Origin of the sequence: Varibaculum cambriense DSM 15806, assembly GCF_000420065.1 — a bacterium.
Lineage (GTDB): Bacteria > Actinomycetota > Actinomycetes > Actinomycetales > Actinomycetaceae > Varibaculum > Varibaculum cambriense.
Window position 1 is genome coordinate 980,418 of record NZ_ATUF01000002.1, and the last position, 19,426, is coordinate 999,843.

At 54.1% G+C, this 19,426-nt stretch carries 8 protein-coding genes, 1 tRNA gene and 1 pseudogene; 7 read left to right on the forward strand and 3 right to left on the reverse strand.

Annotated features, from left to right (window positions below):
* Window positions 1–275 precede the first annotated feature (275 nt).
* From rpoB to F605_RS0104405, 3 genes are all read left to right on the forward strand, one after another.
* Window positions 276–3,764 (forward strand): DNA-directed RNA polymerase subunit beta, encoded by a 3,489-nt coding sequence (gene rpoB / locus F605_RS0104395; RefSeq protein ID WP_022864691.1) that lies wholly within the window; start codon window positions 276–278, stop codon window positions 3,762–3,764.
* A 27-nt stretch (window positions 3,765–3,791) separates the two neighbouring features.
* Window positions 3,792–7,691: a DNA-directed RNA polymerase subunit beta' gene (locus F605_RS0104400; protein ID WP_027723590.1), complete on the forward strand. Its 3,900-nt coding sequence runs from the start codon at window positions 3,792–3,794 to the stop codon at window positions 7,689–7,691.
* A 178-nt stretch (window positions 7,692–7,869) separates the two neighbouring features.
* Complete coding sequence (locus tag F605_RS0104405; protein ID WP_022864693.1) at window positions 7,870–9,012, forward strand: reprolysin-like metallopeptidase; 1,143 nt, start codon at window positions 7,870–7,872, stop codon at window positions 9,010–9,012.
* A 60-nt stretch (window positions 9,013–9,072) separates the two neighbouring features.
* Here the strand turns inward: F605_RS0104405 and F605_RS09905 are convergent, their stop codons facing one another.
* The 3 genes and pseudogenes from F605_RS09905 to F605_RS0104420 all read right to left on the reverse strand — a co-directional run.
* On the reverse strand, window positions 9,073–10,518 hold the full coding sequence (locus F605_RS09905; RefSeq protein WP_051132089.1) for a S1C family serine protease: 1,446 nt from the start codon (window positions 10,516–10,518) through the stop codon (window positions 9,073–9,075).
* A gap of 145 nt (window positions 10,519–10,663) precedes the next feature.
* Window positions 10,664–11,212, reverse strand: a complete 549-nt coding sequence (locus tag F605_RS0104415) for a hypothetical protein (protein ID WP_022864694.1) — start codon at window positions 11,210–11,212, stop codon at window positions 10,664–10,666.
* Window positions 11,213–11,320: 108 nt separating this feature from the next.
* A pseudogene (locus F605_RS0104420) lies at window positions 11,321–12,184 on the reverse strand (fructosamine kinase family protein); the annotation flags it as partial.
* 81 nt (window positions 12,185–12,265) lie between these two features.
* Here F605_RS0104420 and argS point away from each other — a divergent pair.
* The 4 genes from argS (at window position 12,266) to F605_RS0104440 (ending at window position 19,203) form a co-directional block, all read left to right on the forward strand.
* Window positions 12,266–13,936 carry an arginine--tRNA ligase gene (gene argS, locus F605_RS0104425; RefSeq protein WP_022864696.1) on the forward strand — a complete coding sequence of 557 codons (1,671 nt, stop codon included), beginning with the start codon at window positions 12,266–12,268 and terminating at the stop codon, window positions 13,934–13,936.
* Window positions 13,937–13,951: 15 nt separating this feature from the next.
* Window positions 13,952–14,446 (forward strand): arginine repressor, encoded by a 495-nt coding sequence (locus F605_RS0104430; protein ID WP_022864697.1) that lies wholly within the window; start codon window positions 13,952–13,954, stop codon window positions 14,444–14,446.
* A gap of 465 nt (window positions 14,447–14,911) precedes the next feature.
* A tRNA-Arg gene (locus tag F605_RS0104435) sits at window positions 14,912–14,987 on the forward strand.
* A gap of 241 nt (window positions 14,988–15,228) precedes the next feature.
* Window positions 15,229–19,203 (forward strand): ZmpA/ZmpB/ZmpC family metallo-endopeptidase, encoded by a 3,975-nt coding sequence (locus tag F605_RS0104440; protein ID WP_022864698.1) that lies wholly within the window; start codon window positions 15,229–15,231, stop codon window positions 19,201–19,203.
* The last annotated feature ends 223 nt before the right edge of the window (window positions 19,204–19,426 follow it).

Here is a 19,426-nt window from a genome sequence, read left to right on the forward strand (position 1 = left end):
CAGAGACCCCACGCGGAACCTCAAAAATTGTATTTTCCCCAGAGCAGCCCAAAAAACGGAAAGAAAGCTGTGAAAATGCGCACGTCCTCGCCTGACATGTGGCATAATATGCGCTTTCAAACTAGCATTAATACTTGCGTTTGCCGTAGCCCGATGTGGTCTGGTCTGTTGATTCGCCTCTAAAATGCGCAAGGCGATCGGAAGAGCAACCAGCGCCTGGAAGGGGCCGGAAACCTAGAATACGCGCGAAGTTACGTCGTCCGAAAGGAATCCTTTTGGCTGCTGAAACCGCATCTGCCAATAAGCCTTCTCGCCTGTCGTTTGCAAAACTACAGGAAGTTATGGCCCCTCCGAATCTGCTGGACATTCAAAGGAAATCTTTTGAATGGCTCTTAGGCACCCCTCAGTGGCGCGAGAGCGCAGAAGAAAAAGCGAAAGCGACCAATCGCACCGATCCGGTGCTGTCGGGGTTAGAGGAAGTTTTCGAAGAAATTTCCCCGATCCAAGACTTCGCGGGCTCCATGTCGCTATCGTTTTCCGATCCCAAGTTTGAGCCCCCCAAGTATTCCATTGAAGAATGCAAAGCCAAGGATTACACCTATGCGGCTCCCATCTTCGTAACCGCGGAATACATGAATGAAAACACTGGCGAAATTAAATCGCAGACCGTGTTCATGGGGGATTTCCCGCTGATGACGCCGCGGGCAACCTTCATTATTAACGGTACCGAGCGGGTCGTAGTCTCTCAGCTGGTGCGCTCTCCCGGTGTCTACTTTGAAAAAGTAGCCGATAAAACCTCCGACAAGGATATTTACGGCTGCAAGTTCATTCCTTCCCGGGGAGCTTGGCTAGAACTCGAGATCGACAAACGAGAAAACGTAGGCATCCGCATTGACCGGCGTCGTAAGCAGTCCGGCACCATCTTCCTGCGCGCCCTGGGCATGACTGCGGAAGAAATCCGCGAAGAGTTCCAGGACTACCCGATTATGCTGTCGACCTTGGAAAAGGATTCGGACAACATCCAGTCCACCGATGATGCCCGGGCAGACATTTACCGGAAAATCCGCCCCGGCGAGCCGGCCAGCGCGGAAGCCGGACGTAACCTGATCGAGGGCTTCTACTTCAACCCCAAGCGCTATGACCTGGCCAAAGTTGGCCGCTATAAGGTCAACCGGAAACTGGGGCTGAACAGTGATATCCACGCCTCCACTTTGACGCTGGACGATATTATCGCTGGTTTCAAATACCTATTGGCGCTACAAAAAGGCGACCAGACGGTGCCGACCACCAACGAGGACGGCGAAATCGTTGACCTGCGGGTAGAAACTGACGATATCGACCACTTTGGTAACCGCCGGATTCGCGCCGTTGGCGAACTAATCCAAGCCCAGATTCGCACCGGGCTTTCCCGGATGGAACGGGTGGTACGCGAACGCATGACCACCCAGGACGCCGAGGCTATCACGCCGCAGTCACTGATTAACATCCGTCCGGTAGTGGCTGCCATCAAAGAATTCTTTGGTACTTCGCAGCTGTCCCAGTTCATGGATCAGAACAACCCGCTTTCGGGGCTAACCCACAAGCGGCGTCTTTCGGCGCTCGGTCCGGGCGGTCTTTCTCGTGATCGCGCCGGCATGGAAGTTCGTGACGTGCACCCGTCCCACTACGGCCGGATGTGTCCGATCGAATCTCCGGAAGGCCCCAACATTGGTCTGATCGGCTCTCTGGCAACCTATGCGCGGTTGAACTCCTTCGGGTTTATTGAAACCCCCTATCGCGTGGTTAAAGACGGAAAAGTCACCAACGAGGTTCACTACCTAAGCGCTGATGAAGAAGCCGGCTACAATATCGCCCAGGCTTCGGCTCCGCTAAATGATGACGGTTCTTTCGCCGAAGAACTAGTCCTGTGCCGGATTGCCGGGGAAGACCCGCAGGAAATGCGGCGCGAAGAAGTAAACTTTATGGACGTTTCGGCACGGCAAATGACTTCGGTTGCTGCCGCCTTGATTCCGTTCCTAGAACACGACGACGCCAACCGCGCCCTCATGGGTGCCAACATGCAGCGCCAAGCGGTTCCCTTGCTGACCACCGAGGCTCCGCTAGTGGGTACCGGTATGGAACGGCGCACCGCTATGGATGCGGGCGAAGCCATCGTTAGCGATCATGCCGGGGTAGTAGTAGAAGCCGATGCGGCGCACGTCCAGCTCATGTGCGATGACGGCTCCTACTTCACCTATAACCTGGACAAGTTCCATCGCTCCAACCCGGGTAACTGCTACAACCAGCATGTACGGGTGGCAGCCGGTGACCGGGTAGAAGTCGGGGATCTGATCGCTGACGGCCCGGCAACCGATCATGGCGAACTGGCCTTGGGTAAGAACTTGCTAGTTGCCTATATGTCTTGGGAAGGCCTCAACTACGAGGACGCGATCATTCTTTCCCGTCGGGTAGTCCAAGATGACGTGCTCACTTCGATCCATATTGAAGAACATGAAATCGATGCCCGCGAAACCAAGCTGGGGCTAGAAGAAATCACTCGCGATATTCCGAATATCTCCGAGGACGCTCTATCTGACCTTGACGAACGCGGTATCATCCGCATCGGCGCCGAGGTACAGGCGGGCGATATTTTGGTCGGAAAAGTAACCCCCAAGGGTGAAACCGAACTGACCAGTGAAGAGCGCCTGCTACGCGCCATCTTCGGAGAGAAAGCCCGCGAGGTGCGGGACACTTCGCTGCGCGTGCCTCACGGTGAAACCGGGATTGTAATCGGGGTTCGCGAGTTTAACGATGAAGACGACGAACTACCCCCCGGCGTGAAGCATATGGTGCGCGTCTATGTGGCGCAGCGCCGTAAGATCACCATTGGTGATAAAATGGCTGGTCGTCACGGTAACAAGGGTGTGGTTTCCAAGATTCTGCCGATCGAAGATATGCCCTTCTTAGAGGACGGCACTCCGGTTGACATTATTTTGAACCCCATGGGTGTGCCTGGCCGTATGAACATCGGGCAGGTGCTGGAGTTCCATTTGGGCTGGATTGCTCACCAGGGTTGGGATACTTCCCTGCTGGCAGAAGAAGGCGCCAAGTGGATTGAGAAACTCCCCAAGGAAGGCCTGCAAGCTCCCGCTGGCCAAAAGGTGGCCACCCCGGTATTCGACGGTGTAGAAGAAGACGTGCTCACCGGACTACTCGGTTGCACCCGCCCGAACGAGGACGGGGATCGCCTCATCAATGCCGACGGTAAAGCGCAGCTCTTTGATGGGCGCAGCGGGGAACCGTTCCCCTACCCGATTTCGGTGGGCTACAAGTACATGCTGAAGCTACACCACCTGGTAGATGACAAGATTCACGCTCGTTCCACCGGACCTTACTCGATGATTACGCAGCAGCCGCTGGGTGGTAAAGCCCAGTTCGGTGGCCAGCGTTTCGGCGAGATGGAAGTGTGGGCGATGGAAGCCTACGGTGCGGCCTATTCGCTACAGGAACTGCTCACCGTGAAATCGGATGATATTACCGGCCGTGTGAAGGTCTATGAGGCGATTGTTAAGGGCGAGGATATCCCGCAACCTGGCATTCCGGAATCTTTCCGCGTCCTCATACAAGAAATGCGCTCCCTCTGCCTGAATGTGGAGGCCTTAGACGCCGAAGACAATGTGGTGTCCCTGGCTGAAGACGATGACGGTGCTGAGCGTGCCAGCGAAGAGTTGGGGATCAATATTGGCTCGCGGCCAAACCCCAATGTTTCTTTGGAAGAAATCTAGGCAGCAGGGAAGAGAAGGTAAGAGTCGATTATGGATGCAAATAAATTCGATCAACTACATATCGGCATGGCGACCGCCGACCGCGTGGCTGAATGGTCATTCGGGGAAGTCAAGAAGCCGGAAACTATTAACTACCGCACCCTGAAGCCGGAAAAGGATGGCCTGTTCTGTGAACGCATTTTCGGTCCTACCCGGGATTGGGAATGTGCCTGCGGCAAATACAAGCGGGTGCGTTATAAGGGCATCGTTTGTGAACGCTGTGGGGTAGAGGTTACTCGCTCCAAGGTGCGCCGCGAACGCATGGGGCATATTGAACTAGCAGCCCCGGTTACCCATATTTGGTATTTCAAGGGCGTACCTTCCCGTTTGGGTTACCTGCTGGATCTCGCGCCGAAAGACCTCGAGAAGGTCATTTATTTCGCGGCCTATATGATTACCGAGGTTGACGAGGACGCTCGCCACCAGGATCTCCCGAATCTAGAAAACGAGCTCAGCCTGGAAAAACAGCGTTTAACTGAACGTTTTGAGGCGCAGATTATGGCTCGCCAGGAAAAGCTGGAGAAGGATTTGGCGGCCTTAGAGGCCAAGGATGCCAAGAACGCGGAGAAGGAAAAGATCCGCAAAGCCGCTGATAAAGAGGTTACTCAGATGCGGCGCAAGCTGGATCGTGAGCTGACTCGCCGCGACGAGGTCTTTACCCGCTTCAAAGAACTACAGGTAGGAGACTTAGAGGGCGATGAGCGGCTCTACCGCGACTTGGAGATGCGTTACGGCATTTACTTTAAGGGCGATAAGGGCGCGCAAGCGGTGCAGAAGCGGTTGCAGGACTTTGACCTAAAGGCCGAGGCTGAAAAGCTGAAAGAGGAAGTGGAGACCGGCACTGGTCAGCGCAAGACCCGTGCCCTGAAACGCCTGAAAGTGGTTTCTGCCTTCTTGCAGACCGGGAATAAACCGGATTCGATGGTGCTAGATCGTATCCCGGTGATTCCGCCGGATCTGCGTCCGATGGTGCAGTTGGACGGCGGTCGCTTTGCGACTTCAGATCTGAACGATCTGTACCGGCGGGTGATTAACCGCAATAACCGCTTAAAGCGACTGCTAGATTTGGGAGCTCCTCAGATCATCGTGAATAACGAAAAGCGGATGCTGCAGGAATCTGTGGACGCCCTATTCGATAATGGTCGCCGCGGACGTCCGGTGACTGGTCCGGGTAACCGGGCGCTCAAGTCCCTGTCCGATATGCTCAAGGGCAAGCAAGGGCGTTTCCGTCAGAACCTGCTGGGTAAGCGGGTTGACTATTCTGGTCGTTCGGTGATCGTGGTCGGCCCGCAGCTGCGGCTGCACCAGTGCGGTCTGCCCAAGCAGATGGCTTTGGAACTGTTCAAGCCGTTCGTAATGAAACGACTGGTGGAGCGGCAGGAAGCCCAGAACGTGAAGGCGGCCAAGCGGATGGTGGAACGCCAGCGCCCCCAGGTGTGGGACGTGCTTGATGAGGTCATCACCGAGCATCCGGTGCTGCTTAACCGCGCACCTACTTTGCACCGCCTAGGTATTCAGGCTTTCGAGCCGATCTTGATTGAAGGTAAAGCTATCCAGTTGCACCCGCTAGCTTGTGGGGCGTTCAACGCGGACTTCGATGGTGACCAGATGGCAGTGCACCTGCCGCTGGGCGCGGAAGCTCAGGCGGAGGCGCGGATTTTGATGCTGTCTTCAAACAACATTTTGAAGCCCGCTGATGGCCGTCCGGTTACTATGCCTTCCCAGGATATGGTGATTGGTATTTACCACTTGACTTCGGATCCCGATCCGGCGTTACCGGTTCCGACCGACGAGGACGGAAACCCGGTTACCCCCAAGTTCTCTTCTTTGGGTGAAGCCATTATGGCCTTCGACCAGAATCGCTTGGATATTAACGCCACTGCGTTGATTCGGTTTGAGCCGGGCACGGTGCCGCCGAAGGGTTGGCAGGCTCCGGAGGGCTTTGAAGAGGGCGATCCGGTCGAGTTCGAAACCTCGATTGGGCGTTGCTTCTTCAATGAAGCGCTGCCGGTTTCCTACCCGTTCGTAAATGAGCAGGTCGACAAGAAGGGACTGTCCCGGATTGTCAATACTTTGGCCGAGCGTTACGACAAAGGCAATGTGGCTGCCTCTTTGGATGCTTTGAAAGAGACCGGTTTCCACTGGGCAACCTGGTCGGGTACCACTATCGGCTTCGCTGACGTAGTGGAACCGCCAGCCAAGGCGAAGATTCTGGCTGAATATGATGAAAAAGCCACCCAGGTGCAAGAGGATGCCGATCTCGGTTTGATTACTGCCCAGGATCGTTACAACGAACTGGTAGATTTGTGGACCGAATGTACAGCTAAAGTCGCCCAGGCGATGCGGGAGAACTTCCCGACTCGTAACCAGGTGAACCGGATGGTTTCTTCTGGTGCTCGTGGTAACTGGGATCAGATCCGGCAGATTTCCGGTATGCGTGGTCTGGTGGCTGACCCGAAGCAGAAGCTGATTGAGCAGCCGATTAAATCGAACTACCGCTCGGGGTTGTCGGTGCTCGAATACTTCATCGCTACCCACGGCGCGCGTAAAGGTTTGGCTGATACCGCGTTGCGCACGGCCGACTCGGGTTACTTGACCCGCCGCCTAGTGGATGTGTCTCAGGACGTTATTGTGCGCGAACAGGATTGTGGCACTCGCCGCGGTCTGGTACTGCCCATTGGTAAGGCCGGTGAAGATGGCGAGGTCTACAAGCTGGATATCGTAGAGACCACCGCCTATGGTCGTACCTTGTCTAAGGACGTTACCGATAAGGACGGCAACCTGGTATTTGCCAAGGGTACCGATGTGGGCGACGCCGAAATTGATGTGCTGATCGAGGCGGGAGTCACCGAGATTCCGGTACGTTCTGTTTTGACCTGTGAATCCGAAGCCGGTACCTGTGCCTCTTGCTACGGACGCTCGCTGGCCACCGGTAAACGGGTGGATATTGGCGAGGCCGTAGGGATTATCGCTGCCCAGTCGATTGGGGAGCCGGGTACTCAGCTAACGATGCGTACCTTCCACACCGGTGGTGCCGCGGGTGCCGCGGATATTACTCAGGGTTTGCCGCGTGTACAGGAGCTGTTCGAGGCTCGTACCCCCAAGGGTGAAGCCTTGATTACCGAAGCTGCCGGACGCGTGAAGGTAGTTGACGAACCAGGTGAGCCTCGCCATTTGGTAGTGGTGCGTGATGATGGTCAAGATGATCTGATTATTGACGCGCCGCGCCGGATGAAGCTGATTATCTCTGACGGTGACCATGTCGAGGTAGGCGAGCAGCTAACTGAGGGTCGCTTGGATCCGAAGAAGGTACTGCGGATTTTGGGTGTTAACTCGACCCAAAAGCAGCTGGTAACCGAGGTACAAGAAGTTTACCGTTCGCAGGGCGTGGATATTCACTCCAAGCATATTGAAGTGATTGTGCGCCAGATGCTGCGGCGGGTAACCGTGCTGAAGTCGGGCGACACCGAACTGTTGCCGGGTACTTTGGTGGATTCGATTCGTTTCCGCGCGATTAACCGCAAGGTGGTTTCCGAGGGCGGGGAGCCGGCTGCGGCTCGTCCGGAACTGATGGGGATCACCAAGGCTTCGCTGGCTACCGATTCGTGGCTATCGGCCGCTTCCTTCCAGGAGACTACTAAGGTACTAACTGATGCCGCGATGGCGTCGAAGAAGGATCCGTTGGTAGGCCTGAAGGAGAACGTGATTATCGGTAAGTTGATTCCGGCAGGCACCGGTCTGTCGATGTTCCGCGACGCCAGTGTGGAGCCTACCGAGGAAGCGATGGCCAAGATGGGTTGGTCTGCCGATGACTTTAAGATTCCCGATATCGATGACGACTTCTTGGCGGGCATTAATTTCGAAGATTCTTTTGGCCTGAATCTCTAATCTAAATAGTTGAGTTCCTTCCGGGGGCTTGCCTGGCTAAACTAGCCAGGCAAGCCCCCGCCGCTTTTAGCTGGGGGTTTAGAGGAGAGCACCAGGCTGACAGTCAGATATGAGCAAGTTCTCAACAAAAATGGGATTATCACCTTGCTTTAATCTTACCGATTGGTAGGATTTCAGTATGAGTATGAGTCGAAAAAAGAACATTTTGGTAGCCACCGCAACGATGGTGGGTCTGGCACTGGGGGGACTGTTCGCAGTCTCGGGGAGCCAGAATGTGCAGGCAGCGGAGCGCACCCCTACGGTACGCGAATGCCGGGTAATGCATAATCAGGTAGCCAAAGGGCAACCGATCACCAATATAGATACCTTTTTGATTGGGGCTACCAGCGCCGACTCTTATACTTTGTCGCTATATTTGGGTAACACTAAGTTCCGTCCCGCGATTGAGGCTGCCACCAAGATGTGGACCGAGCGCAGCGGCGGGAAAATCAAGTTTAAGTTTGTGGACTCGATGGCTAACCGCCCGGTGCGGGTAATTGATACGCCCTATTCCGAGGGTAAAGCGATCGGTACCGCCTATGCTGCCCAGCGACTCCTGTATCTGCGTCTAGATCGCAGTGGTTGGCTTACCCAGGTTTCTACAGTTGCTCACGAAATCGGGCACCTATTGGGACTTGACCACACTTGCAAGGGCGATTTAATGGCCGCTGGTATGGCAGGGGTTAAAGACTTCAAAAACCCGATTGGGGATGCCGATGTAGCTTTGGCTTTGCAGGGGCTAGAAAAATACTTAGGTTACCCGGCTGGGTCTGAGCCGGCGGAGCCCACCCCGGATCCCACTAGCGAGGCACCTCAGCCTAGCGAGGATCCCACCACTGCTCCCGAGCCAACCTGGGATCCGCAGCCGAGTGAAACCGCCCAGCCTAGCGAAGATCCTACTGCCGCGGCTCCTGAGCCCAGCCAAGAGCCAGAGCCTACTACCAAACCTACGAGCGAACCGGCTCAGCCGGAGGTTCCCAGCGAAACCGCGCACCCGACTCCGGATCCCACTAGCGAGGCACCTCAGCCTAGCGAGGATCCCACTACTTCTCCCGAGTCAACCGCGGATCCGCAGCCGAGCGTAGAGTCTACTCTCTCCACCCCGGAGCCTACTTTTACCGAGGCGCCGACCCCGGATACTCCGCCTACTGTAGTCCCGGAGCCGACTACGCAGCCGGATGAGCAGGCCGATAACTCCGATAGCTTCGTGGTTAAAGTTCGAGTGTTCTTCGTGCGAGTATTCTCTTGGTTCGGCGGATTCTTCCGCGCGATCTTCTCCTAGAGTTCCCTCTATATAAGTTGAGCCCGCTGGAATCCAGCGGGCTCAACTTATATCAGTCATCTACCGTTGATACTTCCTATCGGTAGTTTGCGCACCGAGCTCGGCCTCAATCTCGTGGAAGCCATCTTGGCGGAGCGCCGTTAGTTTTACTTTGTCTCCCGGGTTGTACCAGCGGACATAGCCAGTCAGCGCCACCCCGGATCCCACCTGGTAATCATCAATTTTGGTAATTAGATCGCCTTTTTTCAGGCCTGCCCGAGCAGCGCCCGAGCCGGCAACTACCGAGGACACTCGCGCCCCCATCCGCGACTCGCCCCCAATCTGGGCAACCGCGGTGTCAATGGTGACTCCCAGCATCGCGTGAGTGACTTTCCCAGAAGTGATGATCTGGTCAGCTACGTTACGCACCAGATTCACCGGAATCGCGAAACCGATTCCAATCGACCCCGCCTGGCCGCCATTTGAAGATCCCAAGGAAGCGATGGAAGAAGTAATCCCAATTACCTTTCCTGAGGCATCGAAGAGCGGGCCGCCAGAGTTACCCGGGTTGATTGCGGCATCGACCTGGATAGCGTTGGTGACTACCTGCTGGCCAGCACCGGAGCGGTCATTCAGTCCGGGAATCTGCACGCCCGATCCCTCAGCCGATTGGGTGACTACCACGGGACGATCTAGGGCAGAAATAATACCGGTAGTAACCGTGTTTTCTAGTCCCAGCGGTGAACCAATAGCCGCCACCGGTTGGGCAACCCGCAAACCGGTAGAACTTCCCAAAGCTGCCATTTGCAAACCTTTAGGCGGTTTCACAAATTCAAGAACTGCCAGGTCAGTGGAAGCATCGGAACCTAGAACCTTTGCCTCGTAGATTTTCCCGTTAAATAACTCAATCTGGACTTTTGCCCGACCAGTGATCGCGGAGGCAACTACGTGATAGTTAGTAATCACGTGTCCGGCTTCGTCGAAGATCACTCCAGATCCGGTTTCCCCGGAATTTCCGGAATCCACCTGGATGGCGACTACCGAGGGCTGGACTGCTTTAGCTACTGCCTCCCAGTTGGTGTTTTTGGCGCTGGCTTGGGTAACTGGAGCCTCAGTCGCTACTTTCACCGGTGATTTCCCCAGAGAGGTAGTACGTGACCCCCATTCGGAAGGCAATAGCCATACGCACAGGGCAGCTGCTACCGCAATGGCGATAGTGGCCAGCCAGCCGGGGCCCCGTTTTGTTTTTTCTTTGCGCTTAGCCGGCATGGGGGAAGGTTCCCAAGCGGGCTGTTCCGGGGGCAAAAATGTTCCCTGGGGTGAGGGGGGGTAGGGGAAGCTAGTGCCGTCTCCCGCCGGTTCGGAGCGAAAGTCGGGGGAGGGAAAGTTTTCGGTTTGCGAGGGCGAGGCTCCGCTAGGCTCCGGGATTACTCCGGGCCAGCCGGCGCTTTGCCAATCATCCATATCCCAGTCGTCAAGGGGGTTATTACCGTCTTGGGGTCGGGTCGAATCATTGCTGTTGGTCATGAATCTCGATCTCCTCTTATCTGCTGTGTCCCCATATTGACACTGTCAACTGTTCCCACTCTGGATGTTTTCTGGGTGTTTTCTGGATGCCAATCTGGTTTTGATTTAGCTTCCATCAGCTAACTACCGGCCGCAGTCAGTGGTATTAACGCGGACGCCGCTTCTTGCGATTCTGCTGGCTGGGGCGAGATTTCTTCGGTTTTTCCTCGCCCGCTGTCATCTGGTTTTGATCACTTTTGTTTCCGCGGGGATCCTCGAAATTATCATCTTGCAACTGCTCGCGGTACCAGGCGGGTGCCAGGCGAGTACCTCGGGAAGGTGCAAATCCTAGCTGGCGATAGTAGGCACGCAGCCAAGCTGGCCGCAGCCCCTCCGGATAGTACAGGTTGGTTAATCCCCAAATAATCCCAACCAGGCCGATAACTGCGCCAATTAAAGAGATGGTCAGCAGCAGATAGTTCCAGGGACGAGGGGCGGCATTCGCAGGCAGGGTGGCTCCGATGGACAAGAAAAATAATCCCAGTGCCGGCAGGAACACCAACACCCAGCGTTCATCCATAATCAAAATGCCGGAGCGAGAAACATCTTTCTTTTGTTTTGGTATCCAAAAACGCGCCCTCGCGCTGCCGCGGCGAATCCAGGCCGAACCAGCCAGCAGCAGTACTCCCATAAGTAAAGCAATGATGTGATTCATGAAACTAGCCTAACTCGTTTGCCAGCTTCGCCAAGATCGCGCCCGAAATCCCTCCCGCGTTTTTCGGTAAGCAAAAATCCGCGGGCCACGCCGCGGCGACTGTCGGTTTTACAGATATTGGCTAGCTAGCTGCACGGTGTGGGGACCGTAAGATCCTCCGAACAGGTTAGCGTGTACCGCCAACATGTGGATTTGGTGCAGACCGATACGTTCTTGCCACCCCGAAGCTAGAGGAGAGACCTGGTTGTATCCTTGGTAGATTTCCTCCAGGTAGGGCTGCCCGAATACTCCCAGCGCCGCCAAGTCAGTTTCTGCGTGTCCGCCGGAGGGTGCCGGGTCGATTAACACCCCCACCACTCTGGGAAGGGAATGTTCCAGGCTATCGCCCCGTCCTGCCAGAGCAGGGAAACGCTTTAACGCTCCCGAGGGCGCCCACATTACGTTCCCGGTCCACAGGTCACCGTGGATTCGAGCGGCCTTGGTTTTTACTAGCTCCGGTTCGGGAACGTCGAAGATTCCATCCCGCAAACGCTCGGCTAGACGCTCTAAAACTGCTGCTCCGGCCGAATCGATCGAACCATTATCGAGGGCGGGAGGCAGATTCGGCATAATCCGGTGATCAGCGAAAAACTCCCCCCAATTTTCTCCGGCGTCCTCATAAATTAACTCTAGGCGGGAGCGACCCATGTAGCCGGGGCCGGAATAGCCCAGAGGGGGTTGCCCGTACCAATCGGCTCCGCCCGCGTGGGTAATCGCCAGGGCCGCCCCGAAAGCCCGCGCCGCTTCGCTGGTAATAGCGGTAGAGGGGATTAGTTCGGTGTCTAAGAACCCGCGACCGGAAGCCGCGACTTTCGCTACGTGCACTCCGCCTTTGTCCATTGGCTCTGCCAGCCACTTTAGCCCCAGTTCTTCAAGCTCCAGAGCCTCTGGGTGTCGATTATCAACCTTGTGGTAAACCTGCTCACTCATATTCCTATTGTGCCAGCTGCCTGCCGGTGTGGGCTAGCTCGCCAGATTTGGCGAGAAATACGCCTGGCAGTCTAGGCTTAAAGCATGACTCCAGAAGAACTAAGTGCCCTAATCCGCCAGATTCTTGTCAAGCTGGCAGCCGAAATCGGTTTAGATCCGGATGCTATCCCGGAAACCGTGAAAGTTGAGCGTCCTCGTTCGCGCGATAACGGCGATTGGTCAACTAACGTGGCTATGCAACTGGCAAAGAAAGCGGGTATGGCTCCGCGCGACCTCGCCGCCAAGATTACCGACCAGCTTGACCAGGTAGCAGGCATCTCGAAAACCGAGGTGGCCGGGCCGGGATTCGTGAACATTTGGCTGGGAGCCGCCGCTGCTGGGGCGCTGGTTTCCACGATTTTGCAGACCGGGAAAGACTACGGTCACAGCGAGTTTTTGAGCGGGCAAAACATCAATGTGGAGTATGTGTCAGCCAACCCCACCGGTCCCATCCATTTAGGGGGAGGACGCTGGGCGGCCGTAGGCGACACCCTCTCCCGGATTCTGGCGGCCAGTGGGGCAAAGGTCACCCGCGAATACTATTTCAATGACCACGGCGCCCAAATCACCCGCTTCGCCAAGTCGCTTCTGGCGCGCTGGCAGGGCAAAGAGGTGCCGGAAGATGGATACGGCGGGCAGTACGTCCTCGATATTGCGAATAAAGTGGCAGAGCGCGCCGCTAAAGAGGGTGTGCAGTTAGCAGAGCTGCCGGAAACCCAGGTGGAAGAATACTTCCGGGAAGCCGGTACCACCTTGATGTTTGGCGAGATCAAAGATTGTTTACATGATTTCCGCGCCGATTTTGATGTTTTCTTCCACGAGGACGAGCTGCACACTTCCGGGGCAGTCACTGACGCGATCGAAGAGCTGCGTTCCCGCGGTGTTATCTACGAGAAAGACGGTGCGACCTGGCTGAAGTCCACAAAATATGGGGACGATAAAGACCGGGTGATCTTGAAATCGGATGGCGACCCCGCCTATTTTGCAGCCGATATTGCCTATTATCGGGATAAACAACGCCGGGGAGCCACCCACGAAATCCTGATTCTAGGCGCTGACCACCACGGATACATCGACCGCATGTATGCCATGTGTGCTGCTTTTGGGGGCAAGCCGGGGGAGAGCCTAGAGATCATTATCGGGCAGATGGTGAATCTGAAAGAAAACGGCGTGGAAGTAAAAATGTCTAAACGCGCCGGTACCGTGATTACCCTAGATGACCTGGTAGAGGCGGTAGGAGTAGATGCTGCCCGCTATTCGCTGGTGCGGGTCTCGATGGATTCCACTGTCGATATTGACCTGAATTTATTGCGCTCCCACACCAATGAAAACCCGGTTTACTATGTGCAATATGCTCATGCCCGCACCTGTTCAGTGGGGCGGAATGCCGATGAAGCCGGAGTGAAAGCCGATGGCGAATATGAGGCCTCCGCACTGTCTAGCCAGGCAGATAAGGATCTGCTCGGGGTTTTGGCGCAATACCCGGCAGAACTCAAACTGGCCGCGGAAGAACGCGAACCCCATCGGATCCCGCGTTACCTGGAGAAACTGGCGGCTGGCTATCACACCTGGTACAACCAGTGCCGCGTAATTCCCCGCTCCGGCGAAGAAATAACCGCCGCGCACGTGGCGCGCCGGCACCTAAATGAGGCCGTGCGGCAAGTGCTCGAAAATGGTTTAGATCTTTGCGGAGTGGTAGCTCCCGAGCGGATGTAATGGGAAGATAGGGGCATGGCAACCGTACCGACCACTAAGGCTGCGCGCGAGGAAGCGATCCGCGAAATCCTCAGCCAACAGGAAATCTCCAGTCAGTCACAACTGCTGAGCCACTTGGCTGAACGGGGAATCCCTACCACCCAGGCCACTTTGTCGCGCGATCTTTTGGCGTTACGTGCCACCAAAGTGCGTGCTACCAGTGGAAAAACTGTCTACATGCTGCCCGAGCCCTATCCGGTGCGAGTGCGGCGCGGACAGGAAGATCCCGGTAATGAAAAATTGGCAAAATGGTGCCAAGACCTGCTGGTATCCTCCGCGGTGGTGCATAACCAGGTGGTGCTGCGTACTCCGGCAGCAGGTGCCCAGCTGCTCGCGGGCGCGATCGATATGGCGTGGTTTGATGCCGTGCTCGGCTGCATTGCCGGTGACGATACTATCTTGGTTATCTGCAAAACCGATGAGGACGCCCAGTCCCTAAACGAGCTGTTCATGCAGTTCGTTACCGATTAGTTCGCGCGGAGTTACCGCGTACAGGTGTCGCGAGGAGGAGGATTTCGCCTCCCGCCCAAAAACTTAGAAAAGACTAGAGTCTTTTCTAAGTTTTACGCCCGCCTAGCCTGATCGGCATAAATCCTCCTCCCCGCTCTCCCTAATTAGCGTGTCCCTCTCGCATCTTGTACCGGCTGCGACGCTCTCGGCATAAAACTGCCTCTACGCTTAGCGTTACCTGCCGTGGCCTGCGGGTGATGCAATGGTCGCGGGGTCTGGGTTTTATCCGAGTGGGCGCGGTGGGCATAAGAATTTGGAAAACGTCGCTACGTTTTCCAAATTCTTGGGCGGGAGGAAAAATCCAGACCCCGTGCGGAGCGGTGTGCCATGAGCCGGGGTGTGAATCACATTAAATAAGCTGTCTTGGATTTGGAGGGCTTATCGGCTCTGTCTTAAACTGGGGTAGTTGCTAAGGCAATGGCAAATGCGCTCGTGGCTCAACGGATAGAGCATCTGACTACGGATCAGAAGGTTGCAGGTTCGAATCCTGTCGAGCGCGCCAAACCCCGTCCTCGTTGCGATCCAGCGGTGACGGGGTTTTTCCAATTTCCTTTTGCTTGACTGTGATTATTGGGCGGTTATCTGGGGTATTAGCCCTAGATCAATGGCAGTGAGCTGTTCTTAACGTTTTCGGGTTTTTGCCCAAGAATTTGTTGCATCACTCGAAGTAGCTACGGGATACTTACGTAAGTAAAAAAGTCTTTATGGATTGAAATTGTCGCGTCGAACAGCATTGGGGAAACATGAGGGATTATTCTGTTCCATTCCGTGGAAAGCTCGCGCAGAGCGTAGCTAAACTATTGGCTTTAGCCTTTGCAACCGCCTTAACCCTCTCCATCGCGGGTTCGGTGAATGTTTCTCGTGCTTATGCCGCAGATGCTTTAGGGGATCAACAGGTTCAGCAAGTGCTAAACCAGGTTCTCGGAGATCTGCAGCAAGTTGATTTTCGCGATAAAGCCATCAGGGACAAACTTGCAAAGACCAACTTCACGGCAGCCGAGAAACTAAACAAAAAAGTTGCGATTTGGAAGGACAATAAAGATAAGTATCCTTCCCTTAACGATGTCCCGGAAGAGGTAGTGCTCCAGGCGCTACAAGAAGAATACTTACTCGCTTCCGATATGGAGGGCGCATTTAACCAAATCAAAAAGGATTTACCAACAATCCTCCCGCTAATGATAAAAGCAGATTCCCAGGTAGCTGCTGCGGGGAAGAATAAAGACGTCGCCTACTATGTGGACGCCATTAAAAACGATACTGCTGGTTTCCTGATTGGCGCTGCCTATCTGCAACGTAACTATGGTTTCAACATAAAAGAGGGTGCTACGGTTGCCCGCCAGCTGATGACGGAAAATAATGCTTTCGGGAAAGAATACGCTCCTCTGGATGTAGTCAAAGCTATTGGGCAGCAGAGCGCCGACCAGCGCAAAATGTTGTCTACTCCTAAACTGTTTAAAGAGGTTTTAGGTGGGAAGATAGCTGACCAAACCGATTTAGGGACTTTCCTAAATGACCAGGTGACTAAGACCGGTCAAAAACCTGCCGATTGGTTTTGGAAAACCTCTAAAGCAGTAATTTTTGAAAAGAAGTCAAAGGCAAACCCTACTGCTCCCTATCGGGTATTCGATAAGCTCAAGGGGGAACCCAACGGTCAGGCAGAGCTGCTCGCCCTATTGAACGTGTCAGAAAACTCTCTGTATGTGGTTTCGACAGTGGAGTCCATCATGTATGGTCTGACCGATACCTATGTAAATCGCGCGCTCAAAGACGCTGATCCCGACGCCTATCATGCAGAACTAGAGGCTTTTGAAAACAAGGTCGAATACGCCGCTGAACGCCAAGCCGACTATTTGGATTTTTGGTATCGCCTAGCAAAAGAGGATAAACGCGCCCAACTTGTAGGTAACCGCCGCGTATGGGACAACCAGCAGATTAAGAAGCCGAATGAGAATTCTGCTGCAAAACGGTGGTCACCTAAACAGGGTGTTGGGGTTGCCAGCGGAGTTAAAGAGTTTATGACACCGTTAGGCTACTATTTTACTTTCACGCAGGCAGATGGAGTGGCCGACATTAATAGCGGACAAATCCACTACTGGTTAGCCAATGGGCTAGATGATCGAGGGCTGACCACCTATGCCCATGAACACACGCACCAAATGGCGAATCAAGTTCATTTTGCGGGATATGGTCAGCGTTCCGGGGCGAGTGCCGAACTGATTACTCGGGGCGTGTTCGAGCCTTGGCATAAGAACGACGATACGGACAAAGGGGCAAACTTCGACCTCAACCAGATATTTGATCGCAGCGATCAAAACCCTTACGGCAATAAAACCCCTGATCGTTTCCAGACAGCCGATGATTTGAAAACCTATTACGGCAACCAGATGGATTTAATCTATACCCTAGATTTTCTAGAAGCTGAGGTAGCTTTATCCAAAGATGACGCCACCAAAGCAAAGCTGTTCAATAAAGCCACTTTGTCCGGCAGAGACGAAAAGTTTGACAATATTACTGTCGATGAGGCAAAAAATCTTAAAACAATCAATGATCTGGTAGATATGAACGCGGTTGCCTATCGACTCATGGTTGAGGGGCAAAAGGTAACCGGGACTGCTAAATATAACGGCTACTATGCGATTCCCCTATTTACCCCGATTTATGGAGCGCCCCATAATCCCAATGGGATGAGCGGGGATATCCATACTAAGCGCCTAAGCTGGGAGATGCTTTCAGAGTACGGCTACTACGAGGGTATGGTTCCCTACCTGTCTAATCAGCTAAAACCAGGCAACGTTGCGCAAAATACTCAGTTTAGCGACGACGTGATTATTTCGAAGGTGAGTGGCGGTACTTACCCCACTATGGCTGCTTTCAAAAAAGCTCAATATGCCGAGCGGATCGCTAAGAAAGATACCCTAAAACCAATCACTATTAATTGGGAGGGAAAGGCCCAGCAGATTACCACTTACGCTCAACTTAAAGAGTTGATGGATGCTGCTGTGGAGGACGACCTCAAAAATAATCACCTGCTCCCATCTGGCTGGTACAGCAAACTGCCCACGAAAACAAAGGTGGAACAGTTAAAGAGCGCAATTTTCTTAGCGTATAAAACTAACACCAACGAGTTTGCTACCAACATTTATAAAGACGCGCCCAAGACCTACACGGTCAGTTATAACTTTAAAGATTTCGACGCCCTCCCCGAGGACGTGCAAAAGCTGCTACCAACCCCGCAAACCGATATTGCTGCTGGTAGCACGGTGACCTTGGCTCAACCAGGGAAGAAGCAAGTGGTCACCGATAAGGGGATCTATAACTTCAAGGGCTGGGAACCTAAGACCATCACGAACATAGCTAAAGACGAAACCGTCACTGGTACCTGGACTTTCACTGCCTATGTGACCCCGAAAGCCCCCAGCAGTCTAGATGACGACTTTTCCCAAGGCGGGAATGAATATATCGGCAGCTACACCTTGCCTGAGGTAGAGGGCGTTGAATACCTGGTAGACGGGAAAGTAGTTACCGGAACGCTAAATGTCAGTCCCAATCAGGCTGATGTGAACGCTCCGGTGACGGTTACCGTCACCGCCAGGGCAAAGGATGGTTATAGCCTGAAACCCTCCGCTACGTCCTCGTGGGAATTTAGGTTTACCCGCGTGAGCGACAAAGAACGATACAACCCGTTCGCTGACCCGATTTCCCTGACAGTGGGAGATACGCTTCCGCTGCCTAAAGATGTGGTTAAGTTCCCGGATACTCCCGGTCAGATGCCTACCGATTTAGGTAAAGTGAAGTTCGCGTGGAAAGCGCCGACCCCCAGCACGGACACAGTCGGTAAAATCAAGGGAATCATCACGGTTACTTACGCTGATGGCAGCAGTGAAGACGTCACCGTGGATATTAGCGTTAATGCTAAGCCTTTGACCAAGGTAAAGATTCCGCAAATCCCCCAGGTGAACGATCCTTGTAATAAATGGGTGGCTAACGGGAAAGCAGAGGCGAATGCAACTTGGATTAAACCCAATGATACTGAGCAGGTCACGTGGGAAATCAATCAAGCAAAAGAGCTGATAGCTAAAACCAAAGACGGCTTTGTTTTCGAAAATAACACGAGTGCCCACAACTTTGGGGTAGCGAAGGACTCGGGTGATTTCTGCTGGGAGGATTTGGGTCCTGCTGAGACTGTTCCCGATAAGGACCTATATACTCCGCAAGCCGATCCAATCACGGTTAAAATAGGTGAGAAACTGCCGGAACTGAGTAAGGTAATTACGTTTAAAGGGAAGGCGCCAACTGATTTAACTAAAGTCAAGTTTGTGTGGAAAGGTGATGCGCCCAGTACCGAGGAAGCAGGAGAGCTTTCGGCAGTAGTGACCGTTACTTATGAGGACGGCAGCAGTGAAGAAATCACGGTGAAAGTGATAGTAAAGGCTGAGGAGCAGCCAGGTACTGATCCTACTGAACCCGGTACGAAGCCAGGTGGAGATGTGCCTGGAACCACCCCTAACCCTGGTACCGGTAAACCGGAAACTAAACCTGCGGGTGAGGGCGCTTCCTCGTCTAAACCGGGTCAGAGCGCTCCGGCAACGGCAGGGAAGAAACCGGCATTATCTAATACCGGTTCTGTGGGGCTGGCCGCGTTAGTGCTTCTCGCTTCCCTCAGCACCGCTGGCGCGTTACTGCTTAGCCGTAGACGCAAATCTGTAGAGAAACAGTAACCAGCTGCGCTACTAGGTGGGGGAGTTCATCCCTTAGGTGAAAGCTGAATTCCCCTTCCTTGTGGGTGTTCCGCGGTGACGGGGTTTTTCGGACTAATGTCCGAGGGGGCTTTAGCCCGGTTTTCCCAATTGCTACGCACCGTCCAAGCTAGGTTAGATAATTAAAATACCAGAAATATGCAAGTAAAACTCTTTTCGATTTATTTATTTATTTATGCTTAGA

Excerpts from the sequence above, each read along its gene's own strand:
- F605_RS0104405 (WP_022864693.1), top strand. The coding sequence starts at position 7,870 with ATGAGTATGAGTCGAAAAAAGAACATTTTGGTAGCCACCGCAACGATG.
- F605_RS09905 (WP_051132089.1), bottom strand. The coding sequence starts at position 10,518 with ATGACCAACAGCAATGATTCGACCCGACCCCAAGACGGTAATAACCCC.
- F605_RS0104415 (WP_022864694.1), bottom strand. The coding sequence starts at position 11,212 with ATGAATCACATCATTGCTTTACTTATGGGAGTACTGCTGCTGGCTGGT.
- argS (WP_022864696.1), top strand. The coding sequence starts at position 12,266 with ATGACTCCAGAAGAACTAAGTGCCCTAATCCGCCAGATTCTTGTCAAG.
- F605_RS0104430 (WP_022864697.1), top strand. The coding sequence starts at position 13,952 with ATGGCAACCGTACCGACCACTAAGGCTGCGCGCGAGGAAGCGATCCGC.
- F605_RS0104440 (WP_022864698.1), top strand. The coding sequence starts at position 15,229 with ATGAGGGATTATTCTGTTCCATTCCGTGGAAAGCTCGCGCAGAGCGTA.